General features: G+C 74.7%; 13 protein-coding genes. 9 read left to right on the plus strand and 4 right to left on the minus strand.

Annotated elements, in window-relative coordinates; all coding sequences use genetic code 11:
• Positions 1-44 precede the first annotated feature (44 nt).
• Genes H299_RS33645 through H299_RS0111740 form a run of 4 tightly spaced genes read right to left on the minus strand, consistent with a single transcriptional unit; the run spans position 45 to position 4943 of the window.
• Positions 45-1505 (minus strand): ATP-binding cassette domain-containing protein, encoded by a 1461-nt coding sequence (locus H299_RS33645; protein ID WP_051262365.1) that lies wholly within the window; start codon positions 1503-1505, stop codon positions 45-47.
• Positions 1506-1513: 8 nt separating this feature from the next.
• On the minus strand, positions 1514-2401 hold the full coding sequence (locus H299_RS33650) for an ABC transporter permease subunit (RefSeq protein ID WP_078512659.1): 888 nt from the start codon (positions 2399-2401) through the stop codon (positions 1514-1516).
• Positions 2398-3348, minus strand: coding sequence for an ABC transporter permease (locus H299_RS0111735; protein WP_027748559.1), 951 nt, complete (start codon positions 3346-3348; stop codon positions 2398-2400). The genes H299_RS33650 and H299_RS0111735 overlap by 4 nt, the downstream gene beginning before the upstream one ends.
• The gene (locus H299_RS0111740) at positions 3345-4943 is read right to left on the minus strand and encodes an ABC transporter substrate-binding protein (RefSeq protein ID WP_051262366.1); all 1599 of its coding nucleotides are present in this window, start codon (positions 4941-4943) and stop codon (positions 3345-3347) included. Before H299_RS0111740 ends, H299_RS0111735 begins: the two co-directional genes overlap by 4 nt.
• Positions 4944-5261: 318 nt before the next feature.
• Here H299_RS0111740 and H299_RS0111745 point away from each other — a divergent pair, with 318 nt between their 5' ends.
• Genes H299_RS0111745 through H299_RS37555 form a run of 9 tightly spaced genes read left to right on the plus strand, consistent with a single transcriptional unit; the run spans position 5262 to position 22446 of the window.
• Positions 5262-6041 carry an alpha/beta fold hydrolase gene (locus H299_RS0111745; protein ID WP_027748561.1) on the plus strand — a complete coding sequence of 260 codons (780 nt, stop codon included), beginning with the start codon at positions 5262-5264 and terminating at the stop codon, positions 6039-6041.
• Positions 6038-7423, plus strand: a complete 1386-nt coding sequence (locus tag H299_RS33655; RefSeq protein WP_037758728.1) for a salicylate synthase — start codon at positions 6038-6040, stop codon at positions 7421-7423. The genes H299_RS0111745 and H299_RS33655 overlap by 4 nt, the downstream gene beginning before the upstream one ends.
• A 35-nt stretch (positions 7424-7458) precedes the next feature.
• On the plus strand, positions 7459-8601 hold the full coding sequence (locus H299_RS33660; protein WP_486587243.1) for a Gfo/Idh/MocA family oxidoreductase: 1143 nt from the start codon (positions 7459-7461) through the stop codon (positions 8599-8601).
• 44 nt (positions 8602-8645) lie between these two features.
• Entirely contained in the window at positions 8646-9365 is a 720-nt protein-coding gene (locus H299_RS0111760) for a VOC family protein (protein WP_486587244.1), read from the plus strand.
• Positions 9362-14893, plus strand: coding sequence for a non-ribosomal peptide synthetase (locus H299_RS0111765; protein ID WP_027748563.1), 5532 nt, complete (start codon positions 9362-9364; stop codon positions 14891-14893). The genes H299_RS0111760 and H299_RS0111765 overlap by 4 nt, the downstream gene beginning before the upstream one ends.
• The gene (locus H299_RS33665; RefSeq protein ID WP_078512660.1) at positions 14890-16743 is read left to right on the plus strand and encodes an ABC transporter ATP-binding protein; all 1854 of its coding nucleotides are present in this window, start codon (positions 14890-14892) and stop codon (positions 16741-16743) included. The genes H299_RS0111765 and H299_RS33665 overlap by 4 nt, the downstream gene beginning before the upstream one ends.
• Positions 16740-18494: an ABC transporter ATP-binding protein gene (locus tag H299_RS0111775; protein WP_027748564.1), complete on the plus strand. Its 1755-nt coding sequence runs from the start codon at positions 16740-16742 to the stop codon at positions 18492-18494. The genes H299_RS33665 and H299_RS0111775 overlap by 4 nt, the downstream gene beginning before the upstream one ends.
• Positions 18491-19645 (plus strand): saccharopine dehydrogenase NADP-binding domain-containing protein, encoded by a 1155-nt coding sequence (locus H299_RS33670; RefSeq protein ID WP_051262367.1) that lies wholly within the window; start codon positions 18491-18493, stop codon positions 19643-19645. Before H299_RS0111775 ends, H299_RS33670 begins: the two co-directional genes overlap by 4 nt.
• Positions 19642-22446: a class I SAM-dependent methyltransferase gene (locus tag H299_RS37555; protein ID WP_051262368.1), complete on the plus strand. Its 2805-nt coding sequence runs from the start codon at positions 19642-19644 to the stop codon at positions 22444-22446. The genes H299_RS33670 and H299_RS37555 overlap by 4 nt, the downstream gene beginning before the upstream one ends.
• Positions 22447-22461: the final 15 nt, after the last annotated feature.

The following is a 22461-nucleotide window of genomic DNA, read 5'->3' on the forward strand; positions in this document are numbered from 1 at the left end:
CTGCCACCCGGCACTGACAGTGCCCGCCCGCCGGAGACGGCGCGTCAGGCGGGCCGGTCGGCGCCCACGAGGCCGCGCCGCCGCAGCCCGCCGTCCTTCAGCACCGTGACGTCGTCGGCGACCTGGCGCACCACCTGCGGGTCGTGCGTGATGACGAGCAGCCCCAGCGACTGCCCCTCGCACAGATCGCGTACGAGGTCCAGTACGGACGCCTGCGTCACCGAGTCCAGCGCGGAGGTCATCTCGTCGCACAGCAGGACCCGCGGGGACGCGGCCAACGCCCGCGCGAGAGCCACGCGTTGGCGCTGACCGCCCGAGAGCCGGCCGGGCAGTCGCCGCGCGAGTTCCGGCGGGAGGTGGACCAGGGACAGCAGACGCGCGATCTCGTCGTCGATCTGGTGCGGGTCCCGCATGCCCCGGAACACGCGGAGGGGCCGTACCAGCGCGTCGCGGACCGGCCGCAGCGGATGCAGGGTCTCCGCCGGGCTCTGCGGTACGAGCTGGACGGCCGCCCGGTCCCGGACTCCTCTCTTGTGCGCGCGTCCCGGCAGCGGCAGTTCGTCGAGCAGCACCGTCCCGCCGGCGGGCGGGTGGAGCCCTGCCAGGCAGCGCGCCAGGGTGGTCTTGCCGCTGCCCGAAGCGCCGGTGACGGCCAGGCACCGCCCGGGGTGCACGGTGAGTCCGACGTTCTCCAGCACCCGCCTGGAGCCGTGGACCGCGGTGAGCCCTTCGGCACGCAGGACCGGTGGCGTCCCGCCCTTGGTCGCCGCTCTCCGGCCGGCCGCCGGCGACGCGGCGTCCACGAGCGCTCTCGCCGCCCCGGACGCCGGAGAGGCCAGGACGCGAGACGCCGGGGCGTCCTCCGCGATCCGGCCGCCGTCCAGGACCACGACCCGGTCGACCAGCCCCTCGACGGACGACAGGTCATGGGTGATCCACAGCAGGCCGACACCGGCCTCGCGGACGCGGGCGAGTTCCGCGCGGACCTCCTCCTTCGCCGCGGGATCGAGGGCGGAGGTGGGTTCGTCGAGCACCAGAAGCCGCGGGTTTCGCGCGAGGGCCACGGCCAGGGCCGCGCGTTGCTGCTGGCCTCCGGAGAGTTCGGCGGGCCTGCGGCGGGCGAGCGGGGCGGGCAGACCGACACGCTGGAGGAGGGCCTGCACGCGGTGGTCGTCCCGTGTCCCCAGAGCGGTGCGCAACGTGCTCGACAGGCGCCGGTAGGGGTTGAGGGTCGTGCCGGCGTCCTGCCCGAGGTGGGCGACGGCACGGCCGCGCAGTTCGGGGTGGGGGACGGGCAGCGTGTCGTGTCCGTCCACGCGGACCCGTCCGCCGTCCAGGCAGATGCCCGGACGCAGATGCCCCAGGACACAGAGGGCCAGGGTGGTCTTCCCGGAGCCGGACGCGCCGACCACGGCCAGGGCCTCGCCCGCGTCGGCGGCCAGGGACACCCCCCGCAGGACCGGGCCGCGGGCCGAACTCAGTCGCAGGTTCTCGATGCAGAGCATCTCCCGCCTCACTTCTCGCGGTCGTGGTGGGTCAGGGCGTCGGACAGCAGGTTGACGCCCACGGCCAGGGCGGCGATCAGGACCAGCGGTGCCAGCAGCGCGTACGGCTGGAGCGCGGCACCGGGGAGGGCCTCGTGGACGAGGGTCCCCCAGTCGGAGCCCGAGACCCCGAGTTCCAGGAAACCGGCGGCGCTGACCAGGTAGAGGGAGAAGACGAAGCGCAGCCCGGCATCGGCGAGCACGGTGGTGACGATCAGCGGCAGGACCTCGTACCGCATCACCCAGGTCACCCGCTCGCCCCGGGCCACCGCCAGTTCCACGTGGGGTCTGCGCAGGACGGGCAGGGCGGCGGCCCGGATGACCCGGGCGGACAGGGGGACGCCCGCCACACAGGCCGCGAGCACGACGCCGGTACGGCTGGGCACGGCGGTGAGCACGAGCAGGAGCGCGAGCATGGGCGGCAGCGCGGCGAGGGCGTCGAAGGGGCGCATGACGACGCCCTCGGCGGCCGGCCGGCGGTGGGCGGCGAAGGCCGCCAGCAGTCCGGCCGCGGTGCCCAGCACCACGGTGACCGCGGTGGCGCCCGCCGTGGTGAGCAGTGTCGGCGGACCTCCGCGCAGCAGGCGGGAGAGCACGTCGCGGCCGAGGTGGTCGGTGCCGAGCAGGTGAGCGGAACCGGGACCCGCGTACGGTGCCGCTACCGACTCGGTCGCGGAGTGCGGCGCCAGCCACGGTCCGGCCAGCCCGGCCACCACGACGACACCGACCAGGGCGGCCACGGTCAGGGCGCCCACGGGCAGGGCGCGCGCCCCGCCGCTTCGCGGGGACGGGCTGGGAAGTGGAGGCGGTGGCGGGGAGCGGTGGACACCGCTCGGCGGCGGGGCGTGGGCACTCATACGGACCTCGTTCTTCCGACCGCGGTGCCGACGACATCCGCGATGATGGTGGCCAGCAGGGTGAGGGCGCCCATGATCATCGCAAGCGCCTGCACCACCGGCAGGTCACCGGTGCTGACGGAGGAGACCAGCACCTTGCCGATGCCGGGGTAGCTGAAGACCACCTCCACGAGGACCGTGCCGCCGAGGAGTCCTGCCGAACTGACCAGCCAGATCTGCACGGCGGGGGGCAGCACGGCGGGCAGTACGGCCTGGCGCAGGACGGCCCGCTCGGGAATGCCGTTGAGCCGCATCGCCTCCACATGCGGGGCACGCAACGCGACCAGCGTCTGCGCCCGGACCACGCGCGTAGCGTAGGCGAGGCTCACCCAGAGCAGGCTGAGCACCGGCAGTACCAGCACGTCAGGGTGGGCGAGCGGCGAGGCGTCGGCGGGAACCAGCGACGTCGCCGGCAGCCAACCCAGCTGCGCGCCCACCACCAGGGCCAGCGTGCCCCCGACCACGAACTCGGGTACCGCCGTGGTCAGTAGAAGGAGGACCGACCCGGTGCCGGCGGCCCGGCGGCCCGCCCGGCGGCCGAGAGCGACGCCGAGGGTGAGGGAGAGGGGGACCAGGAGCAGGATGGTCAGTACGGTCAGGACGGCGGTGTTGCCGAGGCGGCCGGCGAGCATGTCGGCCACCGGGGTGCCGTTGGCCGAGGTGCCCAGGTCGCCGTGGAGCAGACCGCTCGCCCACTCCAGGTAACGCTGGGCCAACGGCTCGTCCAGGCCGAGCCGTTCGCGTGCCGCCGCCGCCTGGTCCGGGCTGGTGCCGGGCCCCAGCCGGGCGGTGGCCGGGTCGCCGGGGAGCAGGTCCACGCCGACGTAGACCAGCAGTGACAGCGCGGCCAGCATGGCCGCCGCGGTCACGAGCCGGCCGGCGACGTAGCGGACCGTGACCCTTCTCACGAAGTGAACCCGGCCTTCCCCAGCCAGGGGTACTTCGGTGACGCGCGGTTCTCGAAGCCCGTCACCGTCTTCCCGGCCAGGCTCAGCACGTCACCGCGGCCCCAGGCGACCCAGTTCCCCCGGTCCGCCATGACCCGCTGGGCCTTGGCCCAGGCGTCGGCCCGGGCGGCCTCGGAGGTGGTGGATATCGCAGTGGCGACGGCCTTCGTCAGCTCCTCGTCGGGGAAGGCCAGCGTCTCGTAGGCGGCCGACCGCGTGTAGGCGAGGGCCAGGGAGACGGGGCCCAGGGGGAAGGAGATGGCGTCGCACGCCTTCATGCCGGCCGGGTCGTACCCCTCGGCCATGGTCGTCTTGACCAGCGAGGCGTCCAGGCCGAGGCCCTTGAGCTGCTCGACGAACAGCTCCGCGGAGGCGTTCAGCCCCGTCTCGTAGGGGGAGGTGCGCACCACGAAGGGCTTGCCCGTGGCGCCGGCAGCCTTCAGCAGCCGCTTCGCCTCCGGCACGTCGCGTCTGGGGACGGGAACGCTGTCGAGGTAGTACTCGGCCCCGGCACCGAACAGGTCGTTGGCGGGCTCTCCATAGCCGAGGAAGACGGCCTCGACCAGTGCCTCACGGTCGATTCCCAGCTTGACCGCCTGCCGCACGCGGGGATCGGAGGGCAGGTCGCGGGAGACGTTGAGGACGAAGCCGTAGGTCGTACGCAGGTCAGCGCCCGCGTCACGGATCTGGAGGCCGGCTCCGGGCGGTCCCGCCTTCGCCGTGGTGAAGGAGATGTCCGAGGCGTAGTCGGCCTGGCCGTCCTTGACCGCGTTGACCCGGGCCTGTGCGTCGTCGACGCTGAGCAGGACGAGCTTCTCCGCGTAGCCCTTGCCGTCCCAGTAGTCGTCGTGGCGCTCCAGCCGGGTCTCGACGCCCGCCGTGAATGCCGTCACGCGGTAGGGCCCGGTGCCGACCGTGCTGCCGGGGGAGAAGGACGAGGTGCCCTTCTTGATGACGTACAGCTCGGCGCCCGCGAACAGCGTGGCCGGGTCGCCGGCCGGCTGGACGGTCGGTACTACGACGGTGTGCTTGCCGCGTGCCTCGGCGGCGGCGAGGTCGAAGTAGGCCGACAGCTCGCTGGGGAAGGCGCGGTCGGGGGACGCGCGATGCCGGAGGGTGTGCACGACGTCGGCGGCGGTGCAGGGCGTTCCGTCGTGCCAACGCACTCCCTGACGCAGTGTCAGGACGCAGTCTCCGGTCTTGCCGTCGACCTTGGCCGCGGTGGCGAGGGAGGGTTTGGGCGCCCCGTCGGCGAAGAAGAAGAGCACGTCGAAGACGACCGCGTAGCGCGCGAGGTCGCAGGGCGAGCTGCTCACGGTGGGGTCGAGTGACTCGTCTGCTCCCGCCCCGGCGAAGGCGAGGCGCAGGATCCCGCCGCGCCGGGGCTTGCCGGTGGGCGTACCGGTCACGGTGGGCGCGGCCGCTCCGCCGGACGTGCAGCCGGCGAGGGAGGGGGCGGCCACGGCGGTGGCGCCCAGCCCGAGAAGGGAGAGCACGTTGCGCCGGGTGAGGTGAGAGGGCGTCACGCGGCGGTCGGGGGACGGGATGCCGGGCATGGAACTCCGATGCGAAGAAAGGCCCCCGCGAGCTGGACGAGCGGGAGGGGCGGGCGTGAAGGGCCGCTGCTGAAGAGGGAGTTGGGGCAGTTGAGGAAGGTGTCACTAGCGGTGAAGCTTAGGCAAGGCTAACCTTACAAGCGACCCACCTCGTGTGTCGGCCTGCGGGGGTGGCGTCAACCTTAATGACATTGACAATTATGTTCAATAAGACTTTCATGGCCGAGCCCGACGCTCCCGCCGGCCCGCACCCCTCGTGTGCGGTGCCGGGACGGTCCTGCCCCGTCGGACGCGCTCCGCCGAAGGGAGAAAACGCACGTGACGGACGCCTGGCTGCGCTGTCGAACACCCCGGCACGGTCCTTCCGCCCGCCTGGTCTGCCTGCCGCACGCCGGTGGCACGGCAGGCCCGTATGCGGCCTGGGGAGCCGCCTTCCCCGAGGACGTGGAGCTGTCCGCCGTGCAGTACCCGGGGCGGGAGGACCGGTTGTCGGAACCGCCCGCCGAGGATCTGCGGACCCTGGTCTCGGGGGTCTGCGCAGCGCTACTGCCCCTGACCGACCGGCCGTTGGTCCTCTTCGGCCACAGCTTCGGTGCCGTCGTCGCCTACGAGATCGCGCTCCGGCTGACCGCCTGGGGAGCCGCGCCCGGGCATCTCGTGGTGTCCGGCCGCCGCGCCCCTTCTCTGCCGGCCCGAGGCGACATGCACACCCGGCCCGACGACGACCTGGTGGCGGAGGTGATCCGGCTGGGCGGAGCCGGGGGCGAGGTGCTGGCTGACCCGGCCGTCCGCTCCGTCTATCTGCCCGCTCTGCGCGCCGACTTCAAGCTCGCGGAGACCTATCACCGCTCCGCCGCCCCGCCGCTGGAGTGCCCTGTGACCGCCGTGCTGGGCGAGACGGACACCGAGGTCGACGAGGACCAGGCCCGTTCGTGGTCGACGCACACCACCGGTGCCTTCGCCCTGCGCGCCTTCCCGGGCGGGCACTTCTACTTCACCCCCCGACGCGAGCCGGTACTGCGCCTCCTCGCGGACGTCACCCGAACCGCCGCAGCGGCCGGTGCCCGCTGTCGACTGGAAAGCGAGAACCTCCCGTGACCCACCGGGCCCCCTTCCCCGAACGCGGACTCCCCTTCGCCGCCGATCCCGTGGCCGTCGCCGCCGCCCTCGCGAAGGCCACCGACGCGCCCCATCTCCTGTACGAGCACGGCGGCTCCGTCGTATGGAGCGAGGGCGAGTCCGCTGTGGTCGAGGTGGACGGGACAGCCGCCCGGCGGCACGGCACGGACGCGGGAGGCGCGGAGCCGCCCGCCGGTTCCCACCCGCTGGCCGCCGCCGGGCAACTCCTCCGTGAGCAGACCGGCGGCATCGGCACGGCACACGGCTGGATCTCCTTCGAACTCGCCCACGCCTGCCACAGCGGCGACGCGCCTGCGGGCAAGGCCCTCGCCCGCTTCGTCGTCCCGGAACGCGAGATCGAACTGACCTCCTCCGGCGCCCTCCTGCGGGCCGAGAACCCCCGCGCACTCGACGCGCTGGAGCGGCGGCTGCGCGCCGCCGTGGCCTCGGCCGCCGAGCCCCCCGCCCAACGCCTCACCGTCGACCTGGAGGAACACGCCGACTGGTACCGAGGAGCCGTCGCCGACGTCCTACGCGCCATCCGTGCCGGGGAGCTGGACAAGGCCATCGTCTCCCGCAGCGTGTCCGTGCCGGACGCGCTCGACCTGCCGGCCACGTATGTGGCGGGGCGGCGCGGCCATCTCCCGGCCCGCTCCTTCCTGCTGCGCCACGGCGGGTGGGAGGCCGCCGGGTTCAGCCCCGAGATCGTGGCCCGGATCGACGCCGACGGCCTGGTCACCGCCCAGCCGCTGGCCGGTACCCGGGCGCTGACCGGGGACTTCGGCGCGGACTCCGTCCGCCGCGCCGAGCTGCACCATGACGCCAAGGAGGTGTACGAGCACGCCGTCTCCGTACGCCTGGTGCAGGAGGAGCTGAACACGGTGTGCCGACCGGAGTCGGTACGCACCGAGGAGTTCATGTCCGTGGCGGAACGCGGGAGTGTGCAGCACCTCGCCTCCCGGCTGCGCGGCCGGCTCGCGCCGGGCCGCGACCGGTGGGACGTGCTCGCCGCGCTGTTCCCCGCCGTGACCGCCTCCGGGATACCCAAGCGGCCCGCACTCGCGGCGATCCGCCGTACCGAACCAGGCGAACGCGGTCTGTACAGCGGTGCGGTGGTACGGCTGGGGGCCGACGGCACCCTGGACGCGGCCCTCGTGCTGCGCACCGTCCTGCGGCGGGGCGGCCGGACCTGGCTGCGGGCCGGGGCCGGCATCGTGGCGGACTCCGACCCGGAACGGGAGCTGGAGGAGAGCCGCGAGAAGCTGCGCGCGGTCAGCGCCCACCTCGTGCCGGCCGCCCCCGAAGCGGGGCCGGAACGCGCGGGGACGGCGTCCGTACCGACTGCCGTGACCGTCGCGTGAGCAGGGCGGGGAGGGACGGGAGTCCGCTGCGCGTCGTGGTCGCCGGGACCGCCTTCGGCCGCGTCTACCTCGACGCCGTCCGCAGCGACCCGGAGGGGTTCACCCTCACCGGCGTCCTCGCCAAGGGCGGTGACTTCTCACAGCAACTGGCGGAGCAGTCCGGGGTGCCGCTGTACACCGATGTCGCGCAACTGCCCGGGGACACCGATGTCGTCTGCGTCGTCGTCCGTTCGGGCGCCACCGGCGGCCCCGGCTCCGACATCGCCCGCGCGGCACTGAGCCGCGGCATGCACGTGCTTCAGGAACACCCCGTCCACGCCGGTGAACTCGCCGACAACCTGCGAGCGGCCCGCGAGGGCGACGCCGCCTATGCTGTCGGCACCCTCTACCCCGACCTGGCGCCGGTCCGCGCCTTCCTGGCCGCCGCGGAGGTACTGCGTGCCCGGGGACCGGTCCGGTTCCTCGACGCCGCCTGCAACAGCCAGGTCGCCTACCCCCTGCTCGACATCCTCGGCCGGGCCGCCGGGACGCTGCGGCCCTGGGCCTTCCGCGCCCAGGGCGCACCCGGCCCCGAACCCGACGCCCTCGCCCACCAGGCGCAGCCCTTCCGTACGCTGCACGCCGTCGTCGGCGGCGCCCCGGTCACCCTGCGGGTGCAGAACGAGGTCCACCCGGACGACCCCGACAACCACTCCCACCTGCTGCACCGCATCGCCCTCGGCACCGACGCGGGCGTTCTCACCCTCTCCGACACCCACGGACCGGTGCTGTGGAACCCGCGCCTGCACGCCCCCCGGGACGCCACCGGCCGCCTCGTCCTCGCCGGACCGGGCACCGAACGCCTCGCCACACCCTCGACGGTGCGGCTGCACCCGGCCGCCGAGAGCTACCACCACGTCTTCGCCCACCTGTGGCCGCAGGCCGTTCTGAGCGCCCTGCACCGCCTGCGGGACGCGGCGGCGGACCCCGCGCTGAGGCCCGGCGCCGGGCAGTGGGCGCTGTCGGTCTCCCGCTGCTGGGCCGACCTGACCGCGCAACTCGGCATGCCGGCGCTGATCCGGCCGCCTGAGCCTCCCGTCGTGCCCTGGACCGACCTGCGGGCCGCCGTAGCCGCTGCCTCCCTGCCCGCCCCTACACCCCTGTCCGCACCCGTACCCGCTGGAGAGCAGGCTCCATGAACGATGCCTCCCCCCGTCCGGCCGCCGGCCGGCGGTGCAGTCACGTGCTCCTCCGCGTGCACGACCTGCCCCGCGCGGTCGCCGACTTCCGTACCGCCGGTTTCCAGGTCGCCTACGCGACCGCCCCCGAGCACAAGGCGCTGCACGCGCACGTCTGGTTCCCCGAGGGACCGGTGATCGAACTGCTGGCCACTCCGCCCGGCGCCCGCTGGCTGCGCCTGCCCGTCGACCTGCGCTTCGGCCGGGGCGCAGGCGGTCGCATGGTCCGCTGGGCCCGCCGGGCCGAGGGCTTGTGCGATCTCGCCCTGCTCGTCGACGACGTGGAACTGGCCACCCTCACCGGGGAACTGGCGGCCGACGGAATACCGTGCGGTCGCACCGTGCGCTGGAAGCGCAGGCGCCCCGACGGCGCCGAGACGCGGTTCGCCTTCGCCTACCCCAGGGCCGGACGCCTCCCGTTCCTCGTCACGCCCTACGACCCGCCCCAGCACCCTGCGGAGGTAGACCACCCCAACGGCGCCCGGGCGGTCACCACCCTCGTGCTCGGCGTCCGTCCGGCCGACCTGCCCGCAGTCCGGCGCCTGGCCGGCGACTCACCGGACCTCCGGCTGGAAGAGGCGCCGGAGACCGCCGTACGTGCCGTCCACCTCGCCGGACTGACCGAACCGCTCGACCCGGCCCTGCTGCACGGGGCCGTGCTGCTTCCGGCCGACGCCGAGCCCGCACCGCCCACCACACACCGCAAGGGGTCCTCCACGCCATGACCGTACCCACCACCGCGGCCGCCCTCCTCGACGAACTCTCCTCCCTCGGCGTCGAGTTGTGGAGCGAGGACGGCCGGATACGGTTCCGGGCGCCGCAGGGCGTTCTCACCGAGGAGCGCCGTGCCGCCCTGGGGGCGCACAAGGCGCAGGTCGTCGCACTGCTCGAGGCGGAGGACACCGCCCGCACCGTCAGCGCCGACCCGGACGCCGCCCACGAGCCGTTCCCGCTCACCGACGTGCAGACCGCCTACCTGCTCGGCCGCCGGGACCCGTTCGGCCACGGCGGAGTCGCCTGCCACGGCTACCTGGAGGTCCACTACCCGGCCCTGGACCCCACGGCCCTGGAGGACGCCTGGAACGCGCTGATCGCCCGGCACGACATGCTGCGCGCGATCGTCCACGAGGACGGCTACCAGCAGGTCCTGCCCGAGGTCCCGCGCTGCCCGGTCGCCGTCACCGACCTCCGCGAGGCCCCCGAGCGCCGGGAGGCGCACCTGGAGGAAGTACGCGACGACCTGGGCCACCGCACCTACGACACCGCCCGCTGGCCCCTGTTCGAACTCCGGGTGACCCGGCTTCCGGACGGCGACGTGCTGCACTTCTCCCTCGACTCCCTGGTGGCCGACTGGGCCAGCGCCGCCATCCTCCTCGCGGAGCTGGACACGCAGCTCGCCTCGCCGGACCCCGCGGACACCTCCGGGATGCCCCGGCCCGCGATCTCCTTCCGCGATTACGTCCTCGCCGAACGCGGGCTGCGGGACACCGCCCGCTACCGCCAGGACCGCGACTACTGGCGTTCCCGCCTGACGTCGCTCCCGCCCGCTCCCGACCTGCCTTTGGTCACTGCGCCGGCCGGCGACGCGCCCCGCTTCACCCGGCTGACCCACCACCTGCCTGCCCCCGCCTGGGAGCGCCTGCGCGGAGAGGCGGCGGCTCGCGGACTGACCCCCACCGCCGCCGTCCTCGCCGCCTACGTGTGCGTCCTGGAGCGGTGGAGCCGCCGGAAGTCCTTCACCGTCAACCTCACGCTGCTCAACCGCCTGCCCCTGCACCCGGACGTCGACCGCCTGGTCGGAGACTTCACCTCCGTCACCCTGCTCGCCGTCGAGGCGCAGCCCGGGGCGGCGCCGGCCGAGCGGGCGAAGCGGCTCGGCGAGCGCCTCTTCACCGACCTCGACCACCGCCTGTACTCGGGGGTGGAGGTTATCCGCGACCTCACCCGGGCACGCGGCCGGGAGGCGGCCCTGATGCCGTACGTCTTCACCGGCTCCCTGGGCCTGGGCCCCGGCTCCTCGGAACGCAGCGGCCGCACGCTCGGGGCCGGCATCACCCAGACCCCGCAGGTCTTCCTGGACTGCCAGGTCGGTGACGGCTCGGGGGACCTGGAGGTCAACTGGGACATCCGGCGGGGTGTACTGCCCGACGGGATGGCCGAGGACATGCTCACCGCCTTCGGTGACCTGCTCACCTCGCTCGCCGACGACCCGGCCGCCTGGGACCGCGCCGACCCCGTGGGACTGCCCGCCTGGCAGGCGAAGGAGCGCCGCGCCGCCAACGACACCTCGGGACCCCTGCCCACGGGGCTGCTGCACGAGGGCTTCTTCGCCCGCGCCGGCCGCACCCCCGACGCGCCCGCCCTGCTGGGCGCCTTCGGCACGGTCTCCTACGGTGAGCTGGCCCGGCGTGCCGCGGCCGTGGCCGACACCCTGCGGGCGGCGGGTCGGGCGGGCGGCGACCGGGTCGTCGTCGTCATGGACAAGGGTCCCGAGCAGGCCGCCGCCGTGCTCGGGGCCCTGCTCGCCGGCTGCGTCTACGTCCCCGTCGACACCACGCAGCCCCGGCTGCGGCGCGCCCGGCTGCTCACCGCCTCGGGCGCCCGGCACGTGCTGACCCAGTCCTGGGTGGACGACGGCGAGGCCCGCCCCGAGGGCGTGGAGCGTACCGACGTCGACCTTCTCCCACTGTCCGAGACCCTGCCCGTGCCGCCGCGGGGTGACCCGGACCAGCCCGCCTACGTCATCTACACCTCCGGCTCCACCGGCGACCCCAAGGGCGTGGTCACCTCACACCGCGCCGCGCTCAACACCGTCGACGACGTCAACGGGAGGTTCGGCGTCACCGGCGGAGACCGCGTGCTCCAACTCGCCCAGCTCGGCTTCGACCTGTCGGTGTACGACCTCTTCGGCGCGCTCGGCGCGGGCGCCGCCCTGGTCCTGCCCGACCCGGCGCGCGGCGCCGACCCCTCCCACTGGGCGCGGCTGGTTTCCGAGCACGGTGTCACCCTGTGGAACTCCGTCCCGGCCCAGCTCCACATGCTCGCCGACTACCTGACGACCGAGCCCGCCGCACTGTCCACGCTGCGGCTCGCGCTGCTCTCCGGGGACTGGATACCCGTGACGCTGCCCGCCCGGCTGCGGACCCTGCTCCCCGGCCTGTCGCTGATGTCGCTGGGCGGCGCCACGGAGGCGGCCATCTGGTCCATCCACCATCCGATCACCGCGGCGGACGACGGGCTCACCAGCATCCCCTACGGAGTCCCCCTGCGTAACCAGGGCTTCCGGGTGCTGGACGAGGACGGCCACGACTGCCCGGTCTGGGCCCCCGGCGAGCTGTGCATCACCGGAGAGGGCCTCGCCCTCGGCTACCTCGGCGATCCCGACCTGACCGCCCGCCGCTTCCCGGACCACCCCCGCGACGGGCAGCGGCTCTACCGGACCGGGGACATCGGGCGATACCTCCCGGGCGGCGAGATCGAGTTCCTCGGCCGCGAGGACAACCAGGTCAAGGTCCGCGGACACCGCGTCGAGCTCGGCGAGGTGGAGGCGGTCCTGCTGGCCCACCCGGCGGTCGGCGCCGCCGCGGCCGTGGTGAGCGACCAGGACGGCGACCGGACGCTGCTCGGATTCGTCGAACCGGCCCCGCGCACCGCTCCCAAGGAGACCTCCCGAGACACCCGGCTGCGCACCGCCGCGCAGCGCTACGCCGACCGGCTCGCCCCGGACGCCGACCCCGTACGGATCGCCGCTCACCACGAGGCTCTGCACCGCGCGGCACTGCTGGCCATGCTGCATGCCCTGTCTCGGCGCGGCGCGCTGAGCGGCGGCGCCGAGAGCGCGGACGAGGTGCTGGACGCCGCCCGGGTGGCGCCCCGCCACCGCTGGCTGGTGCGGCGCTGGCTGGCCGCGCTGGCCGATGCGGAGCTGTTGACCCGGGACGACGACGGCCGCTACCGCGCCGGGCGGGAGACCGGCCCGGAGGCCGCCGCCCGTGCCTGGGACGAGGTGGCCCGAGGCGTCGCGGACGGCCTGTGCACGGACGACCACCTCGCCTACCACCGCGCGCACACCGTGCACCTGGACGAACTGCTGGAGGACCGCCTCAACCCCTTCGACCTGCTCTTCCCCGAGGGCGACGACGCCCCCGCCCGCGCCGTCTACCGGGACGATGCCCTCTCCCGCCACCTCAACGCCGCGGTCGCCGCCGTGGTCCACCGCCGCGCGGCCGAGCACGACGGCCCCGGGCCGCTGCGCGTCGTGGAACTGGGCGCCGGCACCGGCGCGACCACCGAGTCCGTCCTGCCGCTGCTCGACGGCTTCGCCGTGGACTACCTCTTCACCGACGTCAGCCCGTCCTTCCTGCCCCGGGCACGCACCCTCTTCCAGGGGCGGGGGCTGCGCTACGGGCTGGTGGACCTCGACCGCGACCTGCTCCCGCAGGGTCTGCCGCCCAACTCAGCGGACCTCGTGGTGTGCGCGGGCGTGCTCAACAGCGCCCGGGACAACGCCCGAGCGGTGCGCACCGCCCTGGAACTCCTCGCTCCTGGAGGGCTGCTGGTGGTGACCGAACCGGTCGGCGCACACCCGCACATCCTGCTCACCCAGGGGTTCATGATGGAGCCCGTCGGCGGCGACCGCGAGTCGGGGGCCTGCCCGCTGCTGGACGAGGACGGCTGGCGCGCATTGTTCGAGGGCGCCGATGCCGAACACGTCTTCACCCTGCCCGGCACCGGGCACGCCTTCGAGAGCGCCGGACACCGGCTGTTCGTCCTGCGTGCCAAGGCGGACCGGACGCCGCTGCGGTCGGAGGAGGTCGCCGCCTTCGCCGGCGAGCGTCTGCCGGCGCCGATGGTGCCGGGACACCTCCAGATCGTGGACGCGCTGCCGGTGACCGCCAACGGCAAGGTCGACCGCCGTGCCCTGGCCGCCCGGCGGCCCGGTGAACTGTCCGGAGCCGAGCCGGCCGCGGTGGACGCGGACGCCGGTCCCGAGGAGCGGCTGTGCGCGCTGTGGGCCACGGCGCTGGGCATCAGCTCCCTCGCCCCCGAGGACAACTTCTACGACCACGGCGCCGACTCGCTGATCCTCGCCCGGGTGGCGGGCCGGCTGCGGGAGGAGGTGCCGGAGGCGGCGGCCTTCAGCTACGACGCGCTGCTGCGGCAGATGCTCAACGAGCCCACCGTCCGGGCCCTCGCCCGCGCACTGCACGCGATGGCGGAGCCCTCCGCGGGCCCCGCGGCCGGTGAGGCCGCCGCGGCCCGCGACACCGGCGGAAACGCCCTGCTCGTCCCGTTCGGCGGAGCCCGGCACCCGCTCGGCACCGTGCGGGTCATGTTCCACGCGGCGCTCGGCACCCTGGACTACTTCCAGCACCTCGGCCGCGCCCTGGCCGCCCAGGACCTCGGTCCCGTCATCGGCGTCGCCGTCGCGGACGCCGAGCGCTACACGGCGACCGCGCCCGAGCACCTGGTGGCCACCGTCGCCGACCGCTACGCCCAGCGCCTGGCCGACGAGGGGCACACTCGCTTCCAGCTGATCGGCTACTGCCTCGGGGGGCTGCTGGCCACCGAGGTCGCACGGCGCCTGACCGAACGCGGCCTGCGGGTGGAGGACCTGACGCTGGTCGACAGCATCCCGATGTTCCTGGACACCGACGAGGAACTCGCCTACGAGTCCATCTTCGTGCCCAACCTCGGCCTGGACCCGGTGCCGGCCGTCTTCGGACCGGACGTCGCGGACGAAGACGTCTACCGCGCGGTGGAACTGCTCACCGAGCGCGGCGGCGGACGCGTCCCCGCGGGCGCGCTCGCCTCCCTGGAGGGTGACGCGGGTCTGGCCGCGGTGGCCGCTGCCGCGCTCCGTGCCGCTGAACGCCCCCAGACCGCGCGGCTCGCCGCCTACGCCCGCGCCGCCGAGCGCAACGCCCAGGTGCCGGTCGACGCCGAACTGGTCCCGGCCCTGTTCCGCACCTGTCGGCACAGCATGAAGGCCGCCCACCTGCAACTGGAGCCCTACGCAGGCGACATGACGTTCCTTCGCGCGGCGGAGCAGCAGTCGTTCGGGGTCACCGGCGGCGTCGGCCACCTCGCCGAGCCCTTCTGGGCCGAGACCTGCCTCGGCCGGTTCACCGTCCGCGACGTACCCGGCAACCACTTCAGCGTCATCGAGCCGCCGTACGTCCACACGGTCGCCGAGCACCTGGCGGCACCGCTGCGGCCGGGCCGGCGCACCGAGGGAGGCGGCGCCCGATGACCGCGACCGCCACCGAATCCACCACCGAATCCGCGACCGTGCCCGCGCGGCCCGAGGTCCGGCCGGCCACCGCCGACCGTGCCGAGGGGCGTCGCGCCGCCGAGGCCCTGCGCGAACTGCGCCGCCCCGTCGCCTGGATGACCCGGCTCGGCATCGTGTTCGGCGCGCTCGGCGCCGTCACCACGCTGGTGCCCTTCGTCGGCATCGCCGAGATCGGCCGCGCCCTGCTCGCGGACGGCCCCCTGGACCGCGACCGGCTGGTCACCGCGGCCGTCGTCGTCGCCGTGACCCTGGTCGCCGGCTGGAGCTGCACCGGCGCCGCCCTGTGGATCACCCACCTCGCGGACGGCCGGCTCCAGGCCGACCTGCGCCGCCGCATGGTCGCCAGACTCGGCCGGGTGCCGCTGGGCTGGTACTCGGCCACCACCTCCGGGAGGGTCCGCAAGGCGGCCCAGGACGACATCGACGACCTGCACCACCTGGTCGCCCACCACGACGTCGAACTCTCCGGTGCGATCGCGCTGCCGCTCGCCGGACTCGGCTACCTGCTGTGGGCCGACTGGCGGCTGGCCCTGCTGGCCGTCGCCACCGTGCCGGTCTACTTCACGGCGTACGCGTTCATGATGCGCGGCTTCGCGGCGAAGATGGTCGCGCTGGACACCGCGTTCGGGCGGGTCAGCGCTGCCGTGGTCGAGTTCGTGCACGGCATCGGCGTCGTCAAGGTGTTCGGCGGCACCCGCCGTGCCCACGCCGCGTACCGGGACGCCGTGCACGCCTACGGCAGCCAGTACGCGGGCTGGGTCCGGCCCGTGCTGAAGCTGGAGGCGTACACCTCCATGGCCCTGTCCGTGCCGGTGGTCTCCGTCGTCGGACTCGCCGGGGGTATCTGGTTCACGCACGAGGGCTGGGTCACTCCGGCCGACGTCGTCGCCGAGGTGCTCGTCGCCGCCGTCCTGCCCAGCACCCTGCTCACCCTCAACCAGGGCCTGACCGCGCAGCGCAAGGCCGTGGCCGCCGCCGGGCGGATCAGCGCGCTGCTGGAGGTGCCCGAACTGCCCGTCACCGACCGGCCGCGGCGCCCCCAGGGCCACGACGTCGTCCTGGACGGTGTCGTCTTCGGGTACGACCCCGGCCGGCCCGTGCTGCACGGCATCGACCTGGTCTGCCGGGCCGGCACCGTCACCGCACTGGTCGGCGGCTCCGGTTCGGGCAAGTCCACCCTCGCCTCCCTCGTCCCCAGGTTCCACGACGTCGACGGCGGCACGGTCCGCATCGGCGGGACCGACGTGCGCGACATAGCGCCCGGAGACCTCTACCGGCACGTCGGGTTCGTCCTCCAGGACGTGCAGCTGCTGCACGGCTCCGTCGCCGACAACCTGCGCCTGGGCCGCCCGGACGCCACCGACGACGAACTCGTCGCCGCCGCGAGGGCCGCGCGCATCCACGAGCGCGTCACGCGGCTGCCGCGCGGCTACGACACAGTCGTCGGTGAAGGCGCCCAGTTCTCCGGTGGCGAGGCACAGCGCCTCACCATCGCCCGCGCCCTGCTCGCCGACACGCCCGTCCTCGTCCTCGACGAGGCCACCGCCTACGCCGACCCGGAGTCCGAGGCGGAGATCCAGGACGCCCTGTCCACCCTGGTGCGGGGCCGCACCGTACTGGTGGTCGCCCACCGCCTGTCCACCATCACCGGCGCTGACCAAATCGCCGTGCTGGACGCGGGCCGTGTCGTCGAGCAGGGCACGCACACCGAACTGCTCGCCGCCCAGGGCCGCTACGCCCACATGTGGGCGGCACACCACCCCGACCGCGCGCCCGGTTCGGAGCCGACCGAGGAGGCCGACCGATGATCCGCCACCTGGCCACCGTCCTGGGGCCCGACCACCGGGGCGCACTCCACCGCTACCTCGCCTGGCTGGTCGCCTACGCGGTCCTCGAAGGCGTCGCCATGGCCTTCCTCGTGCCCGTACTGCGCGCGCTCTTCGACGGCGACACCTCGGGGGCGCTGCGGCACCTGGCGGTGCTCGCGGCCCTCGTGGTAGTCGTCGGTGTCGCTCGCTACCAGCAGGCCATGCGAGGCTTCAAACTGGCCGTGGTCACCCTGACCACGCTGCATGACCGGCTCGGCGACCACCTGGTCCGGCTGCCCCTGGGCTGGTTCACCTCCGAGAAGGTCGGCCGGGTCGCACGTTCGGCCACCACCGGCACCTTCACGGTCACCAACGTCTTCGCCCACCTGCTGACTCCGGTCGTCAGCGGTGTCGTCACCCCCGCCACCGTCGTCGTCGCCATGCTCGTCCTGGACTGGCGGCTCGGCCTGGTCCTGTTGTGCTGCGTGCCGCCGCTGTACGCCACCCACCGCTGGTCGGCCTCCTGGATCGGCCGCAGCGAACGGCAGCGGGACGCCGCCGACGCTCTCGCCGGCAACCGGGTGGTGGAGTTCGCCCGGGCGCAGAAGACCCTGCGGGCCTTCGGCCGCGACCACGAGGGCTACGGCCCGCTGGAGGCCGCGGTGGAGGAACGCAGCCGCGCGGGCGGGCGGATGCTCGCCGAGACCATGCCCCGGCTGCTCGCCAACGGGCTCGCCGTTCAGCTGTCCTTCGCCGCCCTGGTGGCGACCTGCGTGACCCTGGCCCTGCACGACGCCGCCGAGCCCGCCGCCCTGGTCGCGCTGCTGGCGCTCGCCGCCCGCTTCGTGGGCCCACTCTCCGAGGCCGCGGGCATGAGCGGCATGCTGCGCATGGCGGGCAACGACCTCGGCAGGGTGGCCGCGCTGCTGAACGAGCCGCCCCTGCCCGACACCGGCACCCGCGCCGCCCTCGACCGTCCCGGCGAACTCGCCTTCGAGAACGTCACCTTCGGTTACGGCGACGGGAGCCCGGTCCTGCGGGACGTCTCCCTGCGCGTCCCCGCCCGCACCATGACAGCGGTGGTGGGCGCGTCCGGTGCGGGCAAGACCACGCTGGTCCGGCTCCTCGTCCGCTTCTTCGACACGGACACCGGGACGGTACGCGTCGGCGGCGCCGACGTGCGCGAGATGTCCGTCGAACAGCTCATGGCCCAGCTCTCCCTTGTCCAGCAGGACGTGTACCTCTTCGACGACACCATGGAGGGGAACATCCGCGTCGGCCGGCCCGACGCCACCGACGAGGAGGTGCGCGAAGCGGCCCGGATCGCCGGGGTCGACGAGATCGTCGAGCGGCTGCCGGACGGCCTGGCCGCCCGCGTCGGCGAGGGCGGGGTCGCCTTGTCCGGCGGCGAACGGCAACGCGTCTCCATCGCCCGTGCCGTGCTCAAGCGCGCCCCCGTCGTCCTGCTCGACGAGGCCACCGCCGCCCTGGACCCGGAGACCCAGAGGCACGTCCAGCGGGCCTTGCGCACCCTGATGCGGGACTCCACCCTGCTGGTGATCGCCCACCAGCTGTCCACCGTCATGGCCGCCGACCAGATCCTCGTCCTGGACGAGGGCCGCGTCGGCGAGATCGGCACCCACGAGGAACTGCTCGCCGCCGATGGCCTGTACGCACGTTTCTGGGAGCGGCGCCGCCGCAGCCGAGGCTGGCGGCTGGTACCGGACGGCACGGCGGAGGTGATCCGGTGATCGGCGTGGCCGGCGGGTACGGTGACGTGGGCGCCCACACCGTCCTGGCCCTTCGCCGGGCCGGTCACCCCGTCCGCGTCGGCGGGCGGTCGCAGACCGCCGCGGCGGAGTTCTCGGCACGGCACCTGCCGGGGGACGCGGCGGTGGAGCACCGGGTGGTGGATGTCCGCGACGAGGACAGCGTGGCGGCGTTCGCCGAGGGGCTGAGCGTCCTGGTCAACTGCGCGGGCCCCTCCCACCTCACCGGCTCCGTCGCCGCCGACGCCGCCTTCCGGGCGGGGACCGACTACGTGGACGCCGCCGGGGACGATCTGCTGTACGCTGCCCTGGACGACGGCCGGTACCGGAGCGCGGGCCGCACCGCCGTACTCTCCGCCGGCCTGCGCCCCGGTCTGACCGGCCTCTTCCCGAGAGCGGCGGCCCGATGGGCACGGGCCGCCGGGATGATCCGGCCCGATACCGTCACGGTCCGCACGCAGGTGGTGGACCTCTTCACCACCACCTCCGCCCTGGAGTACCTGCACGGCGCCTCAGCCCCGGGTCCCGGATCTCTGTCGGCCTGGCGGGACGGAGCACCGCGCCCCCGTGCCCTGACCCGCCGCACCGTCACCGACCTGCCGTTCTTCCCGGGCACCAGCACCGAGATGCCGCAGCTCTCCGCCGAGGATGTGCGCAGCGCCCGGGCGCTGGGGGTCCGCGACGGCGACTGGCTGACCCTCGTTCAGGGCGAGCACGTGCTCGCCGCCTTCGACCGGGTGCACGTCCTGTCGCCGGACGAGGCGGTGCGACGTCTGTGCCGGGCGGCGCGACTCGACCTCGCGGGGCGTTCTCCCGCCGTCACCACGGCCGTGGTCCTGACGGGGCGGGGCGCGGACGGAGCGCCCCTCAGCCGCACCGCCGTCCTGCGCGGCACCGGCAACGCCCCGCTGAGCGGCGCCGTCGCCGCCCATGCGGCGACGAGTGTGCTGCGCGGCGGGATACCGCCCGGGCGGCACTTCGCGGCCGACGTCCTCGACCCGGAGGCGGCCGTCTCGGCACTCACTCCCGCGGCCGGGGCCGGCCGTCCGGGCTCCTGCGCCCGAGTCGAGTTGCTGCCGGACGGAGCCGACCCGTTCGCGCCGGATGCGGCGGCCGAAGTGGGGGCGCTGTGAACGACGCGCTCGCAAGCGACGCCGCCGAACTCCGGCTGCGCCGCGACCTGCACCATCTGGACGCCATAAGCCGTGCCGCGATGACCGCCGTACTCCGCCCCGCCCTGCCCGCCACGGCGGACCGGCTCGCAGCCGCCCTCGCCGTGGCCCCGCGCCACCGCTCCCTCCTGGGCCGCTGGCTCGCCGCACTCACCGCCTCCGGTGCCGTCCGCCGTGACGAGGACGGCGTCTTCCACGCGGCGGACCGGGCCGCCCCCGCCGCCGTGCACGAGCTGCCCGCCCGGTACGCGCGGCTCGGCTTCCCCACGGAGATGGCCCTGCTGCACCGAGCCGCCCTGGAGCGCCTGCCCGACCTGCTCGGCGACCGCGTGACCCTGGCCGGTCTGCTGCCCCCGGACACCGACACGGTGACCTCGCTCGGCGCCTACCAACGCAACGTCTTCACCGGCCGGCTGCACGCGCGGTGCGCGGAGCTGGTCGCCGAGCAGGCCGCCCGAAACCGTCCCGGCGGAGTGCGGGTGGTGGAGCTGGGCGGCGGATCGGGAGCCACCACCGAAGTGGTGCTCAAGGCCCTGCGGGGCCACGGTGCCGACTACGTGTTCACGGACGTCAGCCCCCTGTGCACCGCTGCCGCCGCCGAACGGTTCGAGGTCGCCACGGCGTTGCTCGACGTGAATGCCGACTTCACCGCGCAGGGCCTCCCGGCGGCCGGCGCCGACATCGTGGTGGCGGCGAACGTGCTGCACAACGCGACGGACGTGCCGGCCACGCTGCGCCGCGTCCGCCGCCTGCTGGCACCCGGCGGAACCCTGCTGGCCGTGGACTCGGCGGGCGACTGCGACACCGTGCTGACCTCGATGCAGTTCCTGCTCTCCCCGCCCGCCTCCTCGGCCCAGGCAGCCGACCCGCGCACCCGGTTCACCGACCGCCGGTCCGGTACCGACACCGTCTTCCCCGCGGCGGGGGAGTGGAGGGAGGACCTGATCGCGGCCGGCTTCGACATCCGCGCCCGGTACCCGGACGACACCTGCGGCCCGGCCCCGGCCGGCCAGTACCTGTGGCACGCGACCGCCCCCGGGACTTCCGATGTGGACCCGCTCCCGCTGCGCAAGGTCCTGGGCGGCCTGGGCGCCCGGGGCGGTGAGCCGCTCTGCACCGTCGACGGCACGGACTTCGACGAGGCGGCCCTCCTCGCCTCCGTGCCGCCCGCCCCCGGGGCCCGGCTGCCGCAGGAGGCCGTCCGGTTCTTCTCGGCCGTCGCCGCAGCCCTGGGGGACCGAGGCGCCATGGGGCGAGAACCCGCGTCCGACCCCGGGCCGCCACCGCACACCCTCGTCGTGAGCGGCGACCCGGCGGGCGCGGCGGCGGCGCTCGAGACCTGGGCCCGCCGCGGCCGGGTCACGTCGGTCCCGCCGGACACCGGTCCGGCCCGGCTGCTGGCCGCCCTGGAGCGGTCGGAGGCCACCGAGGCGGTCCTCTCGCTGCCACAGGTGCGCTCCCTGCCCGGGACACCCGCCGCGGCCTTGACCGATCTGTCCGCCCTGACCCGTGTGGTCTGCGCGGAGCCCGGAGCGGGCCCGGAGGACGCCATGGCCTGGGCGGCCCTGGGCCCGCGCCTGGAGGCGGCGGAACCACCGTCCGGCGCGCGCCACCTGGCGGGGGAGGACCTTGCCGAGGAGAACCTCGCGGACGCGGCCTCCGCGGCGGCCGACACGGCCCTGGGCGGGCTGGACGCGCACGCCTCGGTCGGCGCGGCCCGCGAGGTGGCACGGGCCGCCCTGCACAGCATGCTGCACACGCTCCACCGCGCGGGCTGCTTCGTCCGCCCCGGTGATCGCCACACCCCGGAGCAGATCACGGCCGCGGTGCGCCCGGTGCCCGGCCACCGGCGGCTGCTGCGCCGCTGGCTGACCGTGCTGGCCGAGGAGGGGCTGCTCGCCCCGGACGCCTCGGGCGCGCTGCGCTGCATCGCCGGCCCGGAGGCGTACGGCGACCTCGACACGGTGTGGCGGCCGGCCGGGCAGCGCTGGCGCGCCGCCCACAGCTCCGCCGCGACCGTCGCCTACGCCCGCTGTGCAGCCGGGGAACTCCTGGCACTGATGCGGGCCGAGCGGTCCGCGGCCGAACTGCTCTTCCCGCGAGGGGAGACGGACACCGCACGCTCGCTGTACCGCGAGAGCGCCACCGCCCGCTACCAGCACCACGCCGCCGCCGCACTGGCCGTCGCCCACCTGCGCGGAGCCCAGGGCGTCCGCCGCGTTCTGGAGGTGGGCGGCGGCACCGCGACGACCACCGAGGTGGTCCTGCCGGAACTGGAACGGCTGCCGGGGCCGCCTGTGGAGTACCTGTTCACCGACGTGTCCCCCTTCTTCCTCGACCACGCCCGCGCCCGCTTCGGCGACCGGCTGCGCTACGGCCTGCTGGACGTCGACCGTGATCCGGCGGCCCAGGGTCACCCGGCCGGATCCTTCGACGTGGTCGTGGCCGGCGGCGTCCTGAACGCGGCCGTCGACACCGACCTCTCCGTACGCGGACTGGCCCGGATGCTCGTGCCGGGCGGGCTGCTGGTGCTCACCGAACCCACCCGGGAGGAGTACTGGGTGCTGGCCTCGCAGGGCTTCCTGCTCGCGGCCCCGCGCGATGACCGGGCGGCGACGGGGGCGAGCTTCCTGACCCATGCCCGCTGGCGGGACGTGTTCGACGGCGCCGGCCTCCGCACCGTCGCCGACCTGCCCCCTGACGACCACCCCCTTCACCCGCTGGGCCACCGGGTCTTCGCCGCCCTCCGCCCGCCGCCCTGACCCCGGGCCGCCCCC

The organism is Streptomyces sp. CNH287, assembly GCF_000424825.1.